Below are 17427 nucleotides of genomic sequence, written 5' to 3' on the forward strand. Positions count from 1 at the left end.
ATCACAAAATTAGCCAAAAAATAGGGTGTAAACTGACCCTTTAGAAAGTGATACGCTTTCTGTATAATCCGCACACAGAATTCAAGGGCAAGTATTATCTACTTGCCCTTTTTACGCTTTAGATCAGCAAAGGGCGACTATGTCTTTCCAACAAGAAGTGAGCAAACGTAGAACGTTTGCGATTATCTCTCACCCGGATGCGGGTAAAACCACGATTACTGAAAAAGTTCTTTTATTCGGAAACGCGATTCAAAAAGCGGGTACCGTAAAAGGCCGTGGCTCTAACCAGCACGCTAAATCTGACTGGATGGAGATGGAAAAAGAACGTGGTATCTCGGTAACTACGTCGGTAATGCAATTCCCATACAATGATTGCCTAGTAAACCTACTCGATACTCCAGGACACGAAGATTTCTCGGAAGATACGTACCGTACGCTAACAGCGGTTGATTCTTGTTTGATGGTTATCGATGCTGCTAAAGGTGTCGAAGACCGTACTCGTAAGCTGATGGAAGTAACACGTCTTCGTGATACTCCAATCGTAACGTTTATGAACAAACTTGACCGTGATGTTCGTGACCCGATGGAAGTGCTTGATGAAGTGGAAAGCGAGCTAGGTATGGCCTGTGCTCCGATCTCATGGCCAATCGGTTGTGGTAAAGAGTTTAAAGGTGTTTACCATATTCACCGTGACGAAACGATCTTGTACGAATCTGGCCACGGTCATGAGATTCAAGAAGTTCGCATCATTAAAGGTTTGGACAACCCTGAGCTAGATGAAGCGGTAGGTGCTGATCTTGCGGAAAGCGTACGTGAAGAACTAGAGCTTGTTATTGGTGCTTGTCCGGAGTTTGATCACGAACTGTTCCTTGCTGGTGAGCTAACGCCGGTTTACTTCGGTACTGCATTGGGTAACTTTGGTGTGGACCACATGCTTGATGGTCTAACGAAGTGGGCTCCTGCACCTCAAACGCGCCAAGCGAATGAGCGTGATGTAGAAGCGACAGAAGAGAAATTCTCTGGTTTCGTGTTTAAGATCCAAGCAAACATGGATCCAAAACACCGTGACCGTATCGCATTCATGCGTATCGTATCAGGTACTTACGACCAAGGCATGAAGATGAACCATGTTCGTACTGGTAAGAACGTAAGTATTTCGGATGCGGTAACCTTCATGGCGGGCGACCGTGCGCGTGCTGAAAAAGCATACGCGGGTGATATTATCGGTCTACATAACCACGGTACTATCCAGATTGGTGATACCTTTACTCAAGGTGAGAGCCTTAAGTTCGCTGGTATTCCTAACTTCGCACCTGAGCTATTCCGTCGTATCCGTCTACGCGATCCACTGAAGCAGAAGCAACTTCTAAAAGGATTAGTTCAGCTTTCAGAAGAGGGCGCAGTACAAGTATTCCGTCCTATGCAGAACAACGACCTGATCGTTGGTGCGGTTGGTGTCCTTCAGTTCGACGTGGTTGTAGCGCGCTTGAAAGCGGAATACAACGTAGAAGCTATCTACGAAGGTGTTAACGTTGCAACAGCTCGTTGGGTTGAATGTGATGACGCTAAGAAACTAGAAGAATTCAAACGTAAGAACCAATCTAACCTAGCGCTAGATGGCGGTGACAACCTGTCTTACATCGCACCAACTATGGTGAACTTGAACCTAGCTTCTGAACGTTTCCCTGAAGTTCAATTCCGAGCGACGCGCGAGCACTAATTTCTCAGCGATCTATTAGAGTTAAACAAAAACGTCTATTGTTCTGCAATAGGCGTTTTTTAATGCGTTTTATTTGAGGTTTAAAGGCTGAGGTTAGAGGCAGTTATGTTGGGTTGGATAAAAACTTGGGTTAAAAGATACGATAAGTGGTGTGAAGAGCTTGGGTTAACGCCTGAGAACAAGCGCAGTTGTGTTGCTTATCGCCGTGATCCTCAAGGGAAACAAACAGAGAGTAGGGAAGATGACACAGCAAATAAGTGACTTTCCGCTGTTTGATACTCATTGCCACGCGGATTTTGAGGCGTTTGAGCAAGGTTTTACACCTGAACAAAGTATTGATGGCTATCTTAAAGAAGCAAAGCAAGCTCAAGTCGAGAAGTTAATCATCCCTTCTATTGGCCAAAGTAACTGGAGGAAGCTCGATGAAATCGCTCAATCTCACCCCAATGTTTACTACGCATTAGGCTTTCATCCTTACTTTTTAGAGCAAGCGGATGAGATGCAATTTGAAGAACTTCACCAATTACTCGCTTCAAAAAACAGCCAATGTGTCGCGATAGGTGAGTGCGGGCTCGACTTTTTTGTGGACGTTGAACGAGAGAAACAAGAGCGCTTTTTCATCCAACAAATGGAGCTTGCGAAGGAGTTTGACCTGCCTTTAATCATCCATGAGAGGAAGTCTTACAACCGACTTATCGAGCTAATAAAGCAGCATAAGTTCACCTTAGGTGGTGTGATTCACGGTTTTTCTGGGAGTGAACAGCAAGCTTTGGCGTGGATCAAGCTCGGTTTCTATATTGGCGTCGGTGGAACGATAACTTACCCAAGAGCGCAAAAAACACGCACAACCATCGCAAAATTGCCCCTTGAATGTCTGGTATTGGAAACGGATGCTCCGGACATGCCCATGTATGGAAACCAAGGAAATGTTAATCATTCCAAATATTTAGTTACGATCTTAAATGAACTTTTTTTGCTTAGAAAAGAGCCAAAGCAATCGATTGCAGCGCAAATTTGGCAAAATAGCCATCGCGCATTCGGTATATGTGAATAAAATCGAAGGTTTTTGTTTATCGTTTGCGTAAATTGCACTGAGCTTGTGATTTGGGTCACATTTGTGTGTGAATGGTACATGAATCTTCTACGAAAGTGTGAGGACGGCATTACTTTATTAGTGGTCGCATGAGTATAATTGCCTCCGCTTTATAGCCCCATTTTGTAACACGCCAATAAATAACTAATAAGGAAGTCATAAACTATGAGCCTGTTTATGAGCCTAGTCGGAATGGTTGCACTGATCGCAATCGCAGTACTACTATCTGACAACCGCAAAGCTATTAATCTAAGAACAGTGGGTGGCGCTTTCGCTATCCAATTCGCACTTGGTGCATTCGTACTTTACATCCCTTGGGGTCGTGATCTACTTGCAGGTTTCTCTGCTGGTGTAGCAAACGTGATCGACTACGGTAAAGACGGTACTGGTTTCCTATTCGGCAGCCTAGTTAACTTCTCAGTTGACGGTATCGGTTTCATCTTTGCTTTCCAAGTACTACCAACTCTGATTTTCTTCTCTGCACTTATCTCTGTACTTTACTACATTGGTGTTATGCAAATTGTAATCAAAGTTCTTGGTGGTGGTCTTCAGAAAGCTCTAGGTACTTCTCGCGCCGAGTCTATGTCTGCAGCAGCAAACATCTTCGTTGGTCAAACTGAAGCACCTCTAGTTGTTCGTCCATTTGTTCCTAAAATGACTAACTCTGAACTATTCGCAGTAATGTGTGGTGGTTTGGCTTCTGTAGCTGGTGGTGTACTAGCAGGTTACGCATCTATGGGTGTACCTCTAGAGTACCTAGTTGCAGCGTCATTCATGGCAGCACCTGGTGGTCTACTATTCGCTAAAATCATCAAGCCTGAAACAGATACGCCAGACGACAACATCGCTGACGAAATGGACGGTGGCGATGACAAACCAGCTAACGTTATCGACGCAGCAGCAGGTGGCGCATCAGTTGGTCTACAACTAGCACTTAACGTTGGTGCAATGCTACTAGCATTCATCGGTCTAATTGCTCTAATCAACGGTATCCTAGGTGGCATCGGTGGTTGGTTCGGTATGGAAAACCTAACTCTAGAACTTCTTCTAGGTTGGATCTTCGCACCGCTAGCATTCATCATTGGTGTTCCATGGGAAGAAGCAACTATCGCTGGTTCTTTCATTGGTCAGAAGACAGTTGTTAACGAATTCGTTGCATACCTAAACTTCGTACCATACGTTGGTGAAAACGCTCAAGTTGTTGCAGCAACTGGTCAAGTGATGTCTGAGAAGACTCAAGCTATCATCGCATTCGCACTATGTGGTTTCGCAAACCTTTCTTCAATTGCGATTCTTCTAGGTGGTCTAGGTGGTATTGCACCAAGCCGTCGCCACGACATCGCACGTATGGGTGTTAAAGCGGTAATTGCTGGTACTCTATCTAACCTGATGGCAGCAACAATTGCTGGCTTCTTCCTGTCTTTCTAATTAGTTAGAAATCGATATATAGACGCCATAATAATATCGCCCCGTAGCAAGAAATTGCTGCGGGGCTTTTTTGTTTTTAGGCCTACCGTTTTTAGTATATGCACGCGCTTATGCTTAGATTCGATGTAGGGTCTAGAATGTTTTTTTGAGATACAAACCGTTTGCGTTCTAAGGAGCACTACAATTTATTGATGGATACCTATAATGTATAAGCTAAAGGGATAGGATGTCTCTGTTGGCAAGAAAGTAACCTCGAAATCAACTCGAACGTTATTCTTCTGGGATTAAGCCAAAATTAGCGATACGCTATAGATGTTAGACACAACATGACTGATTTGTTGTGCCATAGACCAAACTGGTACTGTGCGGTGACAAGGATTGCAATTGGTAGCGAAAGTTATCAAGTCTTCAGGGAACCAAGTCCGTTCATTTGTGGCTACTGAGCATTACTAAAATATCCATCTATACTGGATGGAGGGCGAAGTAGTTAACTATTTGAATATATTGATCGGAGATAGAAATGAGCGATTTAAAAGCAGCAGCTCTACGTGCACTTAAACTTATGGACCTAACTACGCTAAATGACGACGATACTACTGAAAAAGTAGTGGCGCTTTGTCATGACGCGAAGACTGCAGTAGGCAACACCGCTGCAATCTGTATTTACCCTCGCTTTATCCCAGCAGCTAAGAAAGCGTTGCGTGAGCAAGGTACTCCAGAAGTACGCATTGCGACTGTAACTAACTTCCCTCATGGTAATGACGACATCGAAATTGCTGTTGCAGAAACAAAAGCAGCGGTAGCGTACGGCGCAGACGAAGTTGACGTAGTATTCCCATACCGTGCTCTTATTGCTGGCAACGAAGAAGTTGGCTTTGAGCTAGTTAAACAGTGTAAAGCAGCTTGTGGTGACATCACGCTTAAAGTGATCATCGAAACAGGTGAACTGAAAGAAGAAGCACTAATCAAGAAAGCTTCTCAAATCTGTATCGAAGCAGGTGCAGACTTCATCAAAACTTCAACAGGTAAAGTGCCAGTAAACGCGACTCCAGAGTACGCGCGCATGATGCTTGAAGTTATTCGTGACATGGGTGTTGCTAAAACAGTTGGTTTCAAACCAGCTGGTGGCGTACGTACTGCTGAAGATGCAGCACTATACCTAGCAATGGCTGATGAGCTACTAGGCGCTGAGTGGGCAGACAACATGCACTACCGTTTTGGTGCTTCAAGCCTACTAACTAACCTTCTTAATACATTAGAAGTGACAGACCAGACTGCTGATCCAGCAGCATACTAATTTACTCGTCATATTTGACACCGCAGCGTTGTTGACTGCGTAAGTTCCTCCTAATCACATAGAGCCTCTATGCTCATAGGAATGAACTCACTGGTCGCCTAACTGCAACGCCAAATATTTAGAGTATTGAACATAATAAGTCTGTTTGATGGAGTGGCGTCAAGCCACTCCATATTACCTCTTTTCCCTACAAACCATACTCACTAGAGTTTGGGAGGCACTAATGTATCTACCTCAAGAAATTATCCGCAGAAAACGTGACGGTGAAGTCCTAACAGCTGAAGAAATTAACTTCTTCATTCAAGGTGTTGCTAAAAACACGGTTTCTGAAGGCCAAATTGCCGCATTCGCAATGGCTATCTTTTTTAATGAAATGACGATGCCAGAACGTATCGCACTAACGTGTGCAATGCGTGATTCAGGTATGGTGATTGACTGGAGCCACATGAACTTTGATGGCCCAATCGTTGATAAACACTCTACTGGTGGTGTTGGTGACGTAACTTCTCTGATGCTTGGCCCTATGGTGGCAGCATGTGGTGGTTTCGTTCCAATGATCTCTGGTCGTGGTTTAGGCCACACTGGCGGTACGCTAGACAAGCTAGAATCTATCCCGGGTTACAACATTACACCAACCAACGAAGTGTTCGGTGAAGTAACGAAAGATGCTGGTGTGGCTATCATCGGTCAAACAGGCGATCTAGCGCCTGCTGACAAGCGTGTTTACGCGACTCGTGATATCACAGCAACCGTAGATAACATCTCGCTAATTACGGCTTCAATCCTATCTAAGAAACTGGCTGCTGGCCTTGATTCCCTAGTGATGGATGTAAAAGTAGGTTCAGGCGCATTCATGCCGACTTACGAAGCGTCAGAAGAGCTAGCGAAATCTATCGTTGCAGTAGCAAATGGTGCAGGTACTAAAACAACAGCAATCCTAACGGACATGAACCAAGTTCTAGCTTCTTCAGCGGGTAACGCAGTAGAGGTTCGTGAAGCGGTTCAATTCTTAACGGGTGAATACCGTAACCCACGTTTGCTAGAAATTACGATGGCATCGTGTGCTGAAATGCTGGTGTTGGGTAACCTTGCAAAAGATTCAGACGAAGCGCGCGAAAAACTGATGACAGTACTGGATAACGGTAAAGCAGCAGAGTGCTTCGGTAAGATGGTAGCGGGCCTTGGCGGTCCAGCTGATTTCGTAACGAACTACGATAACTACCTAGAAAAAGCAGAAATTATTAAACCAGTGTACGCGCTAGAAAGCGGTGTGGTATCAGCAATGGATACTCGTGCAATTGGTATGGCTGTGGTTGGTATGGGCGGCGGTCGTCGCGTAGCAACTGACAGCATTGATTACGCAGTCGGTTTTGATCACTTCATTCGTCTTGGCGAAGTAGCAAGTGAAGATAAACCATTAGCAATGATTCATGCTCGCAACGAACAACAGTGGCAAGAAGCTGCAACAGCATTACAAAATGCAATCACTGTGGGCGGAGAATATACAGCAACGCCAGACGTTTACCGTCAGATTCGTTCTGAAGACGTGTAAATAACAGGTATCGGCATACCTCGTGTATGCCGATAAACAGAGTTCTGGTGCAAAGAGCAATAAGTTGGTGAAGAAAATGAAAAGAGCATTTATTTTAGTTTTAGATTCATTCGGTATCGGTGAAACAGCGGATGCAGACAAATTTGGTGATGTAGGTTCTGACACTATGGGCCACATCGCAGATCATTGTGACCAAGGTCTTGCAGACAATGCAGATCGTAAAGGTTCACTGACATTGCCAAACCTGTCTAAGCTAGGTCTAGCGATGGCTCACAAAGAGTCTACAGGTCGCTTTGCTCCTGGTATGGATGCAGACGCTGAGATCATTGGCGCTTACGGTCACGCTGCTGAGCTGTCTTCTGGTAAAGACACGCCATCAGGTCACTGGGAAATTGCGGGTGTTCCTGTACTGTTTGACTGGGGCTACTTCACCGACAAAGAGAACAGCTTTCCAAAAGAACTGACTGACCGCATCCTTGAGCGTGCAGGCCTGTCTGGTTTTTTAGGTAACTGCCACTCATCTGGCACGGAAATCCTAGATAACCTAGGTGAAGAGCATATGAAGACTGGCTTGCCTATCTTCTATACTTCTGCAGATTCTGTTTTCCAGATCGCTTGTCACGAAGAGACATTCGGCCTGCAAAACCTATTAGACCTTTGTCAGATTGCTCGTGAAGAGCTAGAAGACTACAACATTGGTCGTGTTATCGCTCGTCCGTTCATTGGCCCAGGTAAAGGTCAATTCGAACGTACTGGTAACCGTCGTGATCTTTCTGTTGAGCCACCTGCAGCCACCATTCTTCAGAAGTTGGTTGATGAGAAGGGCGGTAACGTTCACTCAATCGGCAAGATCTCTGATATCTACGCGGGTTGTGGCATCACTCAGAAAACCAAAGCAACAGGTATTCCTGCGCTATTTGAAGCAACAAAAGAAGCGATCAATGAAGCAGGCGACAACACTATCGTGTTCACTAACTTCGTTGATTTCGACTCAGCTTACGGCCACCGCCGTGATGTTGCTGGTTATGCAGTGGCACTTGAGTACTTCGATGGTCGCATCAATGAAATCATCGATATGATGAAAGAAGATGATGTGCTTATCCTAACGGCTGACCACGGTTGTGATCCGACATGGCCAGGTACAGACCATACTCGTGAGCACATCCCTGTGATTGTTTACGGTCAGAAGGTTCCAGCCGGTTCTTTAGGCCGTCGCGATACGTTCGCTGATATCGGTCAAAGCTTAGCGTCATACTTTGGTACATCGCCAATGGGACACGGTACAAGCTTTCTATAATAGTTAACGAAGAGAGAGGGAAACCTCTCTCTTCTTTTTTTGTTTTGAGATTAAGGATATTTTCAATGGCTACTCCACATATTAATGCTGAAATGGGTGATTTCGCTGACGTAGTTTTAATGCCAGGTGACCCGCTACGTGCTAAATACATCGCTGAAACCTTCTTAGAAGAAGTGGTTCAAGTGTGCGACGTTCGCAACATGTTTGGTTACACCGGTACTTACAAAGGTCGTAAGGTTTCGGTAATGGGACACGGTATGGGCATTCCATCTTGTTCTATTTACGCGACTGAGCTGATCAAAGACTTTGGTGTGAAGAAGATCATTCGTGTGGGCAGTTGTGGTGCAGTGAGCGAAGATATCAAAGTGCGTGATGTGGTGATCGGCATGGGCGCATGTACTGACTCTAAAGTGAACCGTATTCGCTTTAAAGATCATGACTTTGCGGCGATTGCGGATTACAAAATGGTGCGCGCGGCAGAAGATGCAGCCAAAGCTCTCGGTGTCGGCGTAAAAGTCGGTAACCTGTTCTCGGCTGAGCTGTTCTACACGCCAGATCCAGAGATGTTCGAAGTAATGGACAAATACGGCATTGTTGGCGTAGAGATGGAAGCGGCTGGCATCTATGGTGTGTGTGCTGAATACGGCGCAAAAGCTCTAACGATCTGTACTGTTTCTGACCACATCAAGACTGGTGAGCAAACGACATCAGATGAACGTCAAACGACTTTCAACGACATGATGGTTATCGCACTAGACTCAGTGTTGCTTGGTGACCAAGAATAATCTTGATTTGTCTTAGCTTGATAAGTTAACAGATAACAAAAAGCCCCGTTGCTGCCTGAGCGTCGGGGCTTTTTATTGGATTGCTGTACTTATTCTGAGTCTAGTATTTATTGTCAGCCTAGTGTGTTTATGAGCTTACATTTTTCAATAGTAAGTTCTCACCAGACTTAGTTGGTCTTCTGCGAATCAGCATGATGAACAACACGCCACTCACAAACCCCATCAACACCATACCGATCATGTAGTGATCACTTTTGCGGTAGTGGTGATCAGAAATCGCCGTCATCTTACCGGTTTCAAAAGTCACTCGAATAAAGCCGATGATCGTTTTCTCTGGAGAATAAATAGGTTCAACTAACTGTTGTCTGCCGATACTTGCTGTTGAAAGTGGCGTATCTAAGCCAAGAACCTCACGTACCGAGAGGGCTTTTTCGCTCGAAGCCAGTCGAATACCCTCTGCATCATAGATGGTGGTATCGAACACCAGTCGGTCTTGAGATAGCTGGTTAGTCAGATCAAGCAATCGCTCTTGGTCTTGTTGCGTGATCATCTTGCTGGCTGAAAGTGATGCCTGAGAGATAAGCAGCTTGGTAAGAGTTTCCAACTGTTTTGCTTGGATCTTCTCGTTACCTTTACTGATCACGACCGTATTTTTAATCGTTACAACGAACATGGTAGCCAACAAAATGAGGGCTAGCATTCGTAAAGCGTTACGTATTGAGAACAATGATTCATTCATGTTTCACGAAGCCTGAAATAAACAAATGTTATGATTAAGACATATTGAGACTTGCGTTTTCAAATTGCAATAGGTTAACGTTTAGCATAGTTAATTAGGAATCATACACATGGACGCTCAGAAATATCTGCCGATAAAAAGGCATACGACATTATTAACTCGACTCCCCGAGACTCGTTTCGCTTCTCAACTCGCTAAATCCAAGGCCAATTGGATTGTGTTTGGTGAGTACCTATCTCCACAATCTTTCGATGACATCGACTTTTTCACTGGCACTTACAACACCATCCTCGATACGTGGAAGGTTGGGCATTATGAAGTGGCTTTGATGTCAGGCAATCTAACGCCAGCACACGAAGAAATCCTCCAAGCGCTAAAGCTTGATTATGCTTGCCTTAGCGAGGTACCAGACTTATCTAAGCCAGGTTTGATCGTGATGGATATGGATTCCACAGCGATTCAAATTGAATGCATCGATGAGATTGCCAAGCTAGCTGGAGTGGGAGAGTTAGTCTCTGAAATCACAGAACGAGCAATGCAAGGCGAGCTCGACTTTGAACAGAGCCTACGCCAGCGAGTAGGAGCACTGAAAGGTGCGGATGAATCGATATTAGAGCAAGTGCGTCAGTCATTGCCATTCATGCCAGACTTGGTCGGGCTGGTGAATACTCTAAATAAGCTTGGCTGGAAAACGGCGATTGCATCAGGCGGTTTTACTTACTTCTCTGACTACCTGAAAGATACCCTTGATCTAGACCATGCTCAATCAAACACGCTTGAGATCGTCAACGGTAAGTTGACGGGTGAAGTCTTAGGCGATGTTGTTTCGGCGCAGACCAAAGCGGATATCTTGGTAGAGTTGGCTGAAGAGTACGAATTGGAACTACATAATACCGTTGCCGTTGGTGATGGTGCCAATGACTTGGTGATGATGGGCTCTGCAGGTTTAGGCATTGCCTACCACGCAAAACCAAAAGTAGAGCAGCAAGCTCAAACTGCTGTTCGTTACGCAGGTTTAGGCGGTGTGCTGTGTATCTTGTCGGGTGTATTGGCTAAGCAACAGAAGATCAGCTGGCAAGCGAAACCTTAGGGGCTCTACCTAAGTGCTATTGGCTATGTATCTTATTTAGCAATAGTGGCTCAGACACAAAAAAAGCAGGCTATCAGCCTGCTTTTTCAATTTTCATGCTTAAGTTAATACGCCACTCGAGGCTAGCGTGTTAGCTCCAATCGAATCAGCACTTCATCGGTAATGTCCTCTATCTCGCCATAACCGATAAACGCCGTCACCTCATTCTCTAGCTTCTTAGCTTGATGCATACTGATGCGTGAAAGCTCTTCTAAATCCGACTGGAATAAACTCGTTAGCGGATTAAAGATAGGTGCCGTGGTGACTCGCAATACATACACATCACCTAAGTGCTGCGCTTTCTTGATGAATAAGATGCGTTCCTTTGCTGAGGCGAAGTCTTTGACCAACTTGGTGTGTACCGACTGGATTTTGTCGCCAAACTTCACTGCAGCAATGTACACGTCATGATGCTTAGGCTCCGCACCTTCAATTCTTTTTAGTGGCTCAGCCAACAGTGAGTTGGTGTGACCCTTGAAGATTGGCTCGAGTGAGAACTTTTGATTATGGCCAAGCTTAGCAAGTAACGTTAGATGCTTATTCAGTGGGAAATTCACACCAATGATCTTACAGCGCAGCGTTGAACTTGGCTTATCAATGAATATTGGGTTACTGACCATCTTGCTCAACAAAATGTTGTGCAGTGATTCGAGTAGCGAATGTGTTGGCAGTATCTCTTGCTTCTTAATCAGCTTACTTTGGTTTTGATCGATAAGCCCATTAAGGAAAGCGATGGTACGCATTGTCTTGGCGTTCTCGGCAATAACCAACTGCACGTTGCGACCATTCGGACTCACTCGAATTACGTGGTAAGGCACTGTGCTCAGTGGCAGGTTCTTGTCATAGAGCTGCAGTTCATTGAAGTTCACTAATACCGGATCATTAATCTTGAGTACCATTGGGTGTTCAAGGCTAATGCTCAGTCCACGCTTCGAAATATCTAAGGTGTGTCCGTTCGCCGCTGTGCCATCTTGTGATGTAAGTTGCAACGGTGACTTAAATTGGTATCTCGGCTCTTTACGACGAGTCTGAGAGTCAAAGTAGATGCTTTGAATATTGCCGACGACAGTACGCGGGTGACGGAAGCGGTTCAATTCACTGCTTGGAATGCGTGGCTTTTCACTCAGAAGATAGTCCGCCGCACTTTCGTGATCGCCAATCTCTTGCAAGATTCCGCAATGCGTCAGTTGAGCTGAGCTTTGAGCCAGCGTATCCGAGTGTTTAGCTAATGCTTGTCGCTCAGTGTCTGAAAGTTCGAAAACCGAGAACTTGAACGCCTTCCAACTTTTACGTTTGCCACCGATGTGCCAGAACAGCTGTCTTTGTTCACGAGAGGCTTCAGGCAGCATCATTGAATAGAACAAGGTCTTGTTTTGGTGTTCATGGGTAAAAGAGTAGATAACGTTACTGGTTCCCTTCACTCCTGGTTTCGCCAACAGGTTCATACGTTGCTCGTTGAACAGGGTACCCAGCGCTTGTTGATTTCGTTCGTCGTGCCAATATTGCCATAATGGATGGTTGTTATCCGTCAGTAGGGCAAGCTTTAGTTCGCTACCGCTGAAAAACAGGGGTAGGTTACAAGTATGCTTTAGATAGGTATGTTCGATTCCTCGAGTACGAGTTCGAATAATCCTATCTTGATTCTCATGGCTGGTTTTCTTACTGGTGCTATTTAAAGACTCATCGAGTAAGCGAGCCACAATATTGTTGTCGCTTACCTTGATGGTTCTTAGAAATTTGACCGCGTTGTTCTCATAAGATTCGTCGATACCCAAAACACGAAATTCAACCGCTTGGTTAACATCGTTTTCTTGGGACTTTTCGATAAGCTCTGAGAACTTAACGCTGATGATCTCGCCGAGGTTGTATCGAAAGGCGCTCGGTACTTTGAACTTTGCACCCGACGGGGAGATATCAACCGTTACACCATGTAGGCTTTGCCCTTTCGATGTGGTGATCTCGACCTGCGAGCTAATCTTGAGTCTGTTCTCTTGGCGTTTTAAGTCGTAACCTAGGTTAATAGCTTCCGCTTCGTACGGGCTATTGGCGCTAGTAATGTCGTGGTTACCTTGAGAAGATGTTTTAACAACGCTCAGAGGCTGAGTTCGCGGAGTCATTACTAACTCCCATGCGCCTTCTGTGTAACCTTTAAACTTTTTCGTACCACGTTGATATGCGTTTAAAGCGATATCATCGAGCCAGTGCTTACGGCCATCGAGAGTGAACTGACGACACTCATTATCAATACGCCCGCGTAAATCAATGCTCTTTGTACACGGAGCCATGATACGATTCAGTTCCATTTTAACGAGCAGTTTTAGAGACGGAGATTCGCCTTCTGTCATTTGAGAAAGAAGGAATTCGAAATCTTCGGCGTGGTAGGCCGGGATAAGACGTTCTGCTACAGATAGAATTTCAGATTGCTGCATACTTTTCTTGTTAGAATGGACGGTGCATTTATGTTATCGACTAGTTTAAATCGATCTTTAAGTATAAGTGGTATGACTGCAACGTTTATTTTCACCCGTACGGTCAAATAAGTCACAAATTGACAACATCATTGTGTAACTGAGTAAATTATTGAGGTTTTATGGCTAAGGCAAAACGAGCTTATGTGTGTAATGACTGTGGTGCTGACTTTCCACGTTGGCAGGGGCAGTGCAACGCATGTGGTGCTTGGAACACGATTACAGAAGTTAGGTTAGCCGCTTCACCTCAAGTAGCGCGCAATGAAAGATTATCTGGTTATGCAGGTGCAGTAACAGAATCGAGCGTTCAGACATTATCTGAAATTAATCTACAAGAAGTACCACGCTTTAGTAGTGGCTTTAAAGAGCTAGACCGCGTACTTGGTGGTGGTGTCGTACCGGGTGCTGCGATCCTGATTGGTGGTAACCCGGGTGCCGGTAAATCAACGCTGCTATTACAAACCATGTGTCAGCTTTCTTCTCAATTACCGACTCTCTATGTAACCGGGGAAGAATCTCTGCAACAAGTCGCGATGCGTGCGTCTCGACTTGGATTGCCAAAAGAGCACCTAAAGATGCTCTCAGAAACGAACGTGGATAAGATTTGTCAGGTTGCAGAAAAAGAACAACCTAAGATCATGGTTATCGACTCGATCCAAGTTATGCACGTTGCGGATGTTCAATCTTCTCCGGGCAGTGTTGCACAGGTTCGTGAATCGGCAACCGCATTAACGCGCTACGCAAAACAGAATAACGTTGCTGTGTTCTTAGTTGGACACGTAACTAAAGACGGCACCTTAGCAGGGCCAAAAGTACTTGAGCACATTATTGACTGTTCTGTTTTATTAGATGGCGGAACCGATAGCCGTTTTAGAACGCTACGCAGCCACAAAAACCGTTTTGGTGCAGTGAATGAACTGGGTGTGTTTGCGATGACAGGCCAAGGGCTAAAAGAAGTCAGCAACCCATCCGCTATCTTCTTGTCTCGTGGTGAAGAAGAAACCTCGGGCAGTTCTGTCATGGTGGTGTGGGAAGGGACGCGTCCACTTCTTGTCGAAATCCAAGCGCTGGTGGATTATTCACAGCTGGCTAACCCACGTCGCGTCGCTGTCGGCCTAGAGCAAAACAGGCTTTCTTTGTTATTAGCGGTGCTGCATAAACACGGCGGCTTACAAATGGCTGACCAAGATGTGTTTGTGAATGTCGTCGGTGGTGTTAAAGTAACCGAAACCAGTGCTGATCTTGCGTTGGTGATGGCTCTACTTTCTAGTTTCAGAGATCGCGCATTGCCAAAAGATGTGGTGGTATTTGGAGAAGTAGGCCTAGCGGGTGAGATTCGACCTGTACCGAGCGGACAAGAGCGTTTAAATGAAGCATTTAAACACGGCTTTAAGAAAGCGATTGTACCGGCGGCTAACATGCCTAAAGGTGGCATTCCAGGAATGCAGATCCACGGTGTGAAAAAATTATCGGAAGCAATTAATGCTTTTGATGAGTTGTAATTGAACTCACTTCAGCTACTCTATACAGCAGCAATTCAGCCTAACCTTAACGCCGATTAGGCTTTAGGTTAGCACTATAATTAACAATCATTTAGATTGTTACTACTGAGTGCCTTTTTCTATATGTTAGAAAAAGGCAAAGTTTTTTAGTCCCAAATGCATGCAAAGCTATCAGTCTTCACAGATTGTGATATACTCTGCGCGCATTTTATATCCTATTAACAGAGTAAGACAATGGCAGATTTATCGAAATACAGAAACATTGGTATTTTCGCGCACGTTGATGCGGGTAAAACAACTACCACTGAGCGTATCCTTAAGCTAACTGGTCAAATCCACAAGACTGGTGAAGTACATGATGGCGAATCAACGACTGACTTCATGGAACAGGAAGCTGAGCGCGGTATTACTATCCAATCAGCAGCTGTAAGCTGTTTTTGGAACGATCACCGTCTAAACGTTATCGATACTCCTGGACACGTTGACTTCACAGTTGAAGTATACCGTTCTCTTAAAGTTCTTGATGGCGGTATCGGTGTATTCTGTGGTTCTGGTGGTGTTGAACCTCAATCAGAAACTAACTGGCGCTACGCTAACGAATCAGAAGTATCTCGTCTGATCTTCGTTAACAAACTAGACCGTATGGGTGCAGACTTCTACAACGTTGTTGACCAAGTTAAAAACGTTCTAGGTGCAACTCCTCTAGTAATGGTTCTACCAATCGGCCGTGAAGACGAGTTCGTTGGTGTTGTAGACCTACTAAGCCGTAAAGCATACGTTTGGGATGACACTGGTCTTCCTGAAAACTACGAAATCAAAGATGTTCCAGCGGACATGGTTGATGACGTTGAGCAATACCGTGAAGAGCTAATCGAAACTGCTGTAGAGCAAGACGATGACCTAATGGAAGCTTACATGGAAGGTGAAGAGCCTTCTATTGAAGACGTTAAGCGTTGTATCCGTAAAGGTACTCGTGATATCGCATTCTTCCCAACGTTCTGTGGTTCTGCGTTCAAGAACAAAGGTATGCAACTTATCCTTGATGCTGTAGTAGATTACCTACCAGCACCAACTGAAGTTGACCCTCAGCCTCTAATGGATGAGAACGGTGAAGAAACTGGCGAACACGCTATCGTTTCTACAGATGAGACTTTCAAAGCGCTTGCATTCAAAATCATGGATGACCGCTTCGGTGCTCTAACTTTCGTTCGTATTTACTCTGGTAAACTGAACAAAGGTGACACGATTCTTAACTCATTCACTGGCAAGACTGAACGTGTTGGCCGTATGGTTGAGATGCAAGCTGATGACCGTAACGAACTAACTAGCGCACAAGCTGGTGACATCATTGCGATCGTTGGTATGAAGAACGTGCAAACTGGTCACACTCTATGTGATCCTAAGCACCAAGTAACGCTTGAGCCAATGGTATTCCCAACTCCAGTAATCTCAATCGCTGTATCTCCAAAAGATAAAGGCGGTTCTGAGAAAATGGGTATCGCTATCGGTAAAATGGTTGCAGAAGATCCATCTTTCCAAGTTGAGACTGACGAAGAGACTGGCGAAACTATCCTGAAAGGTATGGGTGAACTTCACCTAGACATCAAGGTAGATATCCTTAAGCGTACATACGGCGTTGACCTAACTGTAGGTGCTCCTCAAGTTGCTTACCGTGAAACTATCACTCAAGCAATTGAAGATAGCTACACGCACAAGAAGCAATCTGGTGGTTCTGGTCAATTCGGTAAGATCGATTACCGTATCAAACCAGGCGAAGCAGGTTCTGGCTTCAAGTTCAACTCTGTAGTTGTGGGCGGTAACGTTCCTAAAGAATTCTGGCCTGCAGTTGAGAAAGGCTTCGCATCTATGATGGAAAACGGCGTACTAGCTGGCTTCCCAACTCTAGACGTTGAAGTTGAACTTTTCGATGGTGGTTTCCACGCAGTCGATTCATCTGCTATCGCATTTGAAATCGCAGCGAAAGGCGCATTCCGTCAATCTATGCCTAAAGCTGGCGCGCAACTTCTTGAGCCAATCATGAACGTTGACGTGTTCACTCCAGACGATCACGTTGGTGATGTTATCGGTGACCTTAACCGTCGTCGTGGCATGATCAAAGATCAACAAGCTGGCGTTACTGGTGTTCGTATTAAAGCTGACGTACCTCTTTCTGAGATGTTCGGCTACATCGGTCACCTACGTACTATCACTTCTGGTCGTGGCCAATTCTCTATGGAATTCGCACAATACGCACCATGTCCAACTAACGTTGCTGACGAAGTGATTGCAAAAGTTAAAGCAGAAAAAGAAGCTGGTAAGTAATTAGCCCTTTTCTCAATTAGCTAAAAAAGCCCCGCAAGTGAAAGCTTGCGGGGCTTTTTATTGCTTGTAACATACTGCGAGATGCGAGATGCGAG

13 protein-coding genes are annotated in these 17427 nt (G+C 45.1%); 11 read left to right on the top strand and 2 right to left on the bottom strand.

Features of this window, described 5'->3' with window-relative positions; genetic code table 11:
- The first annotated feature begins 139 nt into the window (after window positions 1-139).
- The 8 genes from prfC (at window position 140) to deoD (ending at window position 9172) form a co-directional block, all read left to right on the top strand.
- The gene (prfC, locus tag AB4185_RS01015) at window positions 140-1720 is read left to right on the top strand and encodes a peptide chain release factor 3 (RefSeq protein WP_017063282.1); all 1581 of its coding nucleotides are present in this window, start codon (window positions 140-142) and stop codon (window positions 1718-1720) included.
- Window positions 1721-1825: 105 nt separating this feature from the next.
- Window positions 1826-1981 (top strand): DUF5363 family protein, encoded by a 156-nt coding sequence (locus AB4185_RS01020; protein WP_157938685.1) that lies wholly within the window; start codon window positions 1826-1828, stop codon window positions 1979-1981.
- Window positions 1962-2774: a TatD family hydrolase gene (locus AB4185_RS01025; RefSeq protein ID WP_372106451.1), complete on the top strand. Its 813-nt coding sequence runs from the start codon at window positions 1962-1964 to the stop codon at window positions 2772-2774. The genes AB4185_RS01020 and AB4185_RS01025 overlap by 20 nt, the downstream gene beginning before the upstream one ends.
- Before the next feature lie 204 nt (window positions 2775-2978).
- The gene (locus tag AB4185_RS01030; protein ID WP_017058833.1) at window positions 2979-4241 is read left to right on the top strand and encodes a NupC/NupG family nucleoside CNT transporter; all 1263 of its coding nucleotides are present in this window, start codon (window positions 2979-2981) and stop codon (window positions 4239-4241) included.
- A gap of 520 nt (window positions 4242-4761) precedes the next feature.
- Window positions 4762-5538 (top strand): deoxyribose-phosphate aldolase, encoded by a 777-nt coding sequence (deoC, locus tag AB4185_RS01035; protein WP_010436196.1) that lies wholly within the window; start codon window positions 4762-4764, stop codon window positions 5536-5538.
- 223 nt (window positions 5539-5761) lie between these two features.
- Window positions 5762-7090 (top strand): thymidine phosphorylase, encoded by a 1329-nt coding sequence (gene deoA, locus AB4185_RS01040; protein WP_372106449.1) that lies wholly within the window; start codon window positions 5762-5764, stop codon window positions 7088-7090.
- A gap of 76 nt (window positions 7091-7166) precedes the next feature.
- The gene (locus AB4185_RS01045; protein WP_372106448.1) at window positions 7167-8387 is read left to right on the top strand and encodes a phosphopentomutase; all 1221 of its coding nucleotides are present in this window, start codon (window positions 7167-7169) and stop codon (window positions 8385-8387) included.
- 65 nt (window positions 8388-8452) lie between these two features.
- On the top strand, window positions 8453-9172 hold the full coding sequence (gene deoD, locus AB4185_RS01050) for a purine-nucleoside phosphorylase (protein ID WP_017063285.1): 720 nt from the start codon (window positions 8453-8455) through the stop codon (window positions 9170-9172).
- Between the two features lie 127 nt (window positions 9173-9299).
- On the opposite strand, the gene AB4185_RS01055 is transcribed toward deoD, so the two are convergent.
- Complete coding sequence (locus AB4185_RS01055) at window positions 9300-9911, bottom strand: YtjB family periplasmic protein (protein ID WP_372106446.1); 612 nt, start codon at window positions 9909-9911, stop codon at window positions 9300-9302.
- A gap of 109 nt (window positions 9912-10020) precedes the next feature.
- Between AB4185_RS01055 and serB the strand changes: the two genes are divergently transcribed.
- A complete protein-coding gene (gene serB, locus AB4185_RS01060) occupies window positions 10021-11001 on the top strand; it encodes a phosphoserine phosphatase (RefSeq protein WP_017058828.1) in 981 nt (326 codons plus the stop codon).
- 122 nt (window positions 11002-11123) lie between these two features.
- Here the strand turns inward: serB and AB4185_RS01065 are convergent, their stop codons facing one another.
- On the bottom strand, window positions 11124-13469 hold the full coding sequence (locus AB4185_RS01065; RefSeq protein WP_017058827.1) for a PilZ domain-containing protein: 2346 nt from the start codon (window positions 13467-13469) through the stop codon (window positions 11124-11126).
- Between the two features lie 161 nt (window positions 13470-13630).
- Between AB4185_RS01065 and radA the strand changes: the two genes are divergently transcribed.
- The gene (radA, locus tag AB4185_RS01070) at window positions 13631-15010 is read left to right on the top strand and encodes a DNA repair protein RadA (RefSeq protein WP_017058826.1); all 1380 of its coding nucleotides are present in this window, start codon (window positions 13631-13633) and stop codon (window positions 15008-15010) included.
- A 234-nt stretch (window positions 15011-15244) separates the two neighbouring features.
- On the top strand, window positions 15245-17332 hold the full coding sequence (gene fusA / locus AB4185_RS01075; RefSeq protein ID WP_017058825.1) for an elongation factor G: 2088 nt from the start codon (window positions 15245-15247) through the stop codon (window positions 17330-17332).
- The last annotated feature ends 95 nt before the right edge of the window (window positions 17333-17427 follow it).

The organism is Vibrio sp. 10N.286.48.F5 (assembly GCF_041469785.1).
GTDB classification, from domain to species: Bacteria; Pseudomonadota; Gammaproteobacteria; order Enterobacterales; family Vibrionaceae; genus Vibrio; species Vibrio crassostreae_C.

Coding starts and splice junctions, on each gene's coding strand:
- radA (WP_017058826.1), top strand. CDS start 13,631: ATGGCTAAGGCAAAACGAGCTTATGTGTGTAATGACTGTGGTGCTGAC.
- serB (WP_017058828.1), top strand. CDS start 10,021: ATGGACGCTCAGAAATATCTGCCGATAAAAAGGCATACGACATTATTA.
- AB4185_RS01055 (WP_372106446.1), bottom strand. CDS start 9,911: ATGAATGAATCATTGTTCTCAATACGTAACGCTTTACGAATGCTAGCC.
- AB4185_RS01065 (WP_017058827.1), bottom strand. CDS start 13,469: ATGCAGCAATCTGAAATTCTATCTGTAGCAGAACGTCTTATCCCGGCC.
- deoA (WP_372106449.1), top strand. CDS start 5,762: ATGTATCTACCTCAAGAAATTATCCGCAGAAAACGTGACGGTGAAGTC.
- AB4185_RS01025 (WP_372106451.1), top strand. CDS start 1,962: ATGACACAGCAAATAAGTGACTTTCCGCTGTTTGATACTCATTGCCAC.
- deoD (WP_017063285.1), top strand. CDS start 8,453: ATGGCTACTCCACATATTAATGCTGAAATGGGTGATTTCGCTGACGTA.
- deoC (WP_010436196.1), top strand. CDS start 4,762: ATGAGCGATTTAAAAGCAGCAGCTCTACGTGCACTTAAACTTATGGAC.
- AB4185_RS01045 (WP_372106448.1), top strand. CDS start 7,167: ATGAAAAGAGCATTTATTTTAGTTTTAGATTCATTCGGTATCGGTGAA.
- fusA (WP_017058825.1), top strand. CDS start 15,245: ATGGCAGATTTATCGAAATACAGAAACATTGGTATTTTCGCGCACGTT.
- AB4185_RS01030 (WP_017058833.1), top strand. CDS start 2,979: ATGAGCCTGTTTATGAGCCTAGTCGGAATGGTTGCACTGATCGCAATC.
- prfC (WP_017063282.1), top strand. CDS start 140: ATGTCTTTCCAACAAGAAGTGAGCAAACGTAGAACGTTTGCGATTATC.
- AB4185_RS01020 (WP_157938685.1), top strand. CDS start 1,826: ATGTTGGGTTGGATAAAAACTTGGGTTAAAAGATACGATAAGTGGTGT.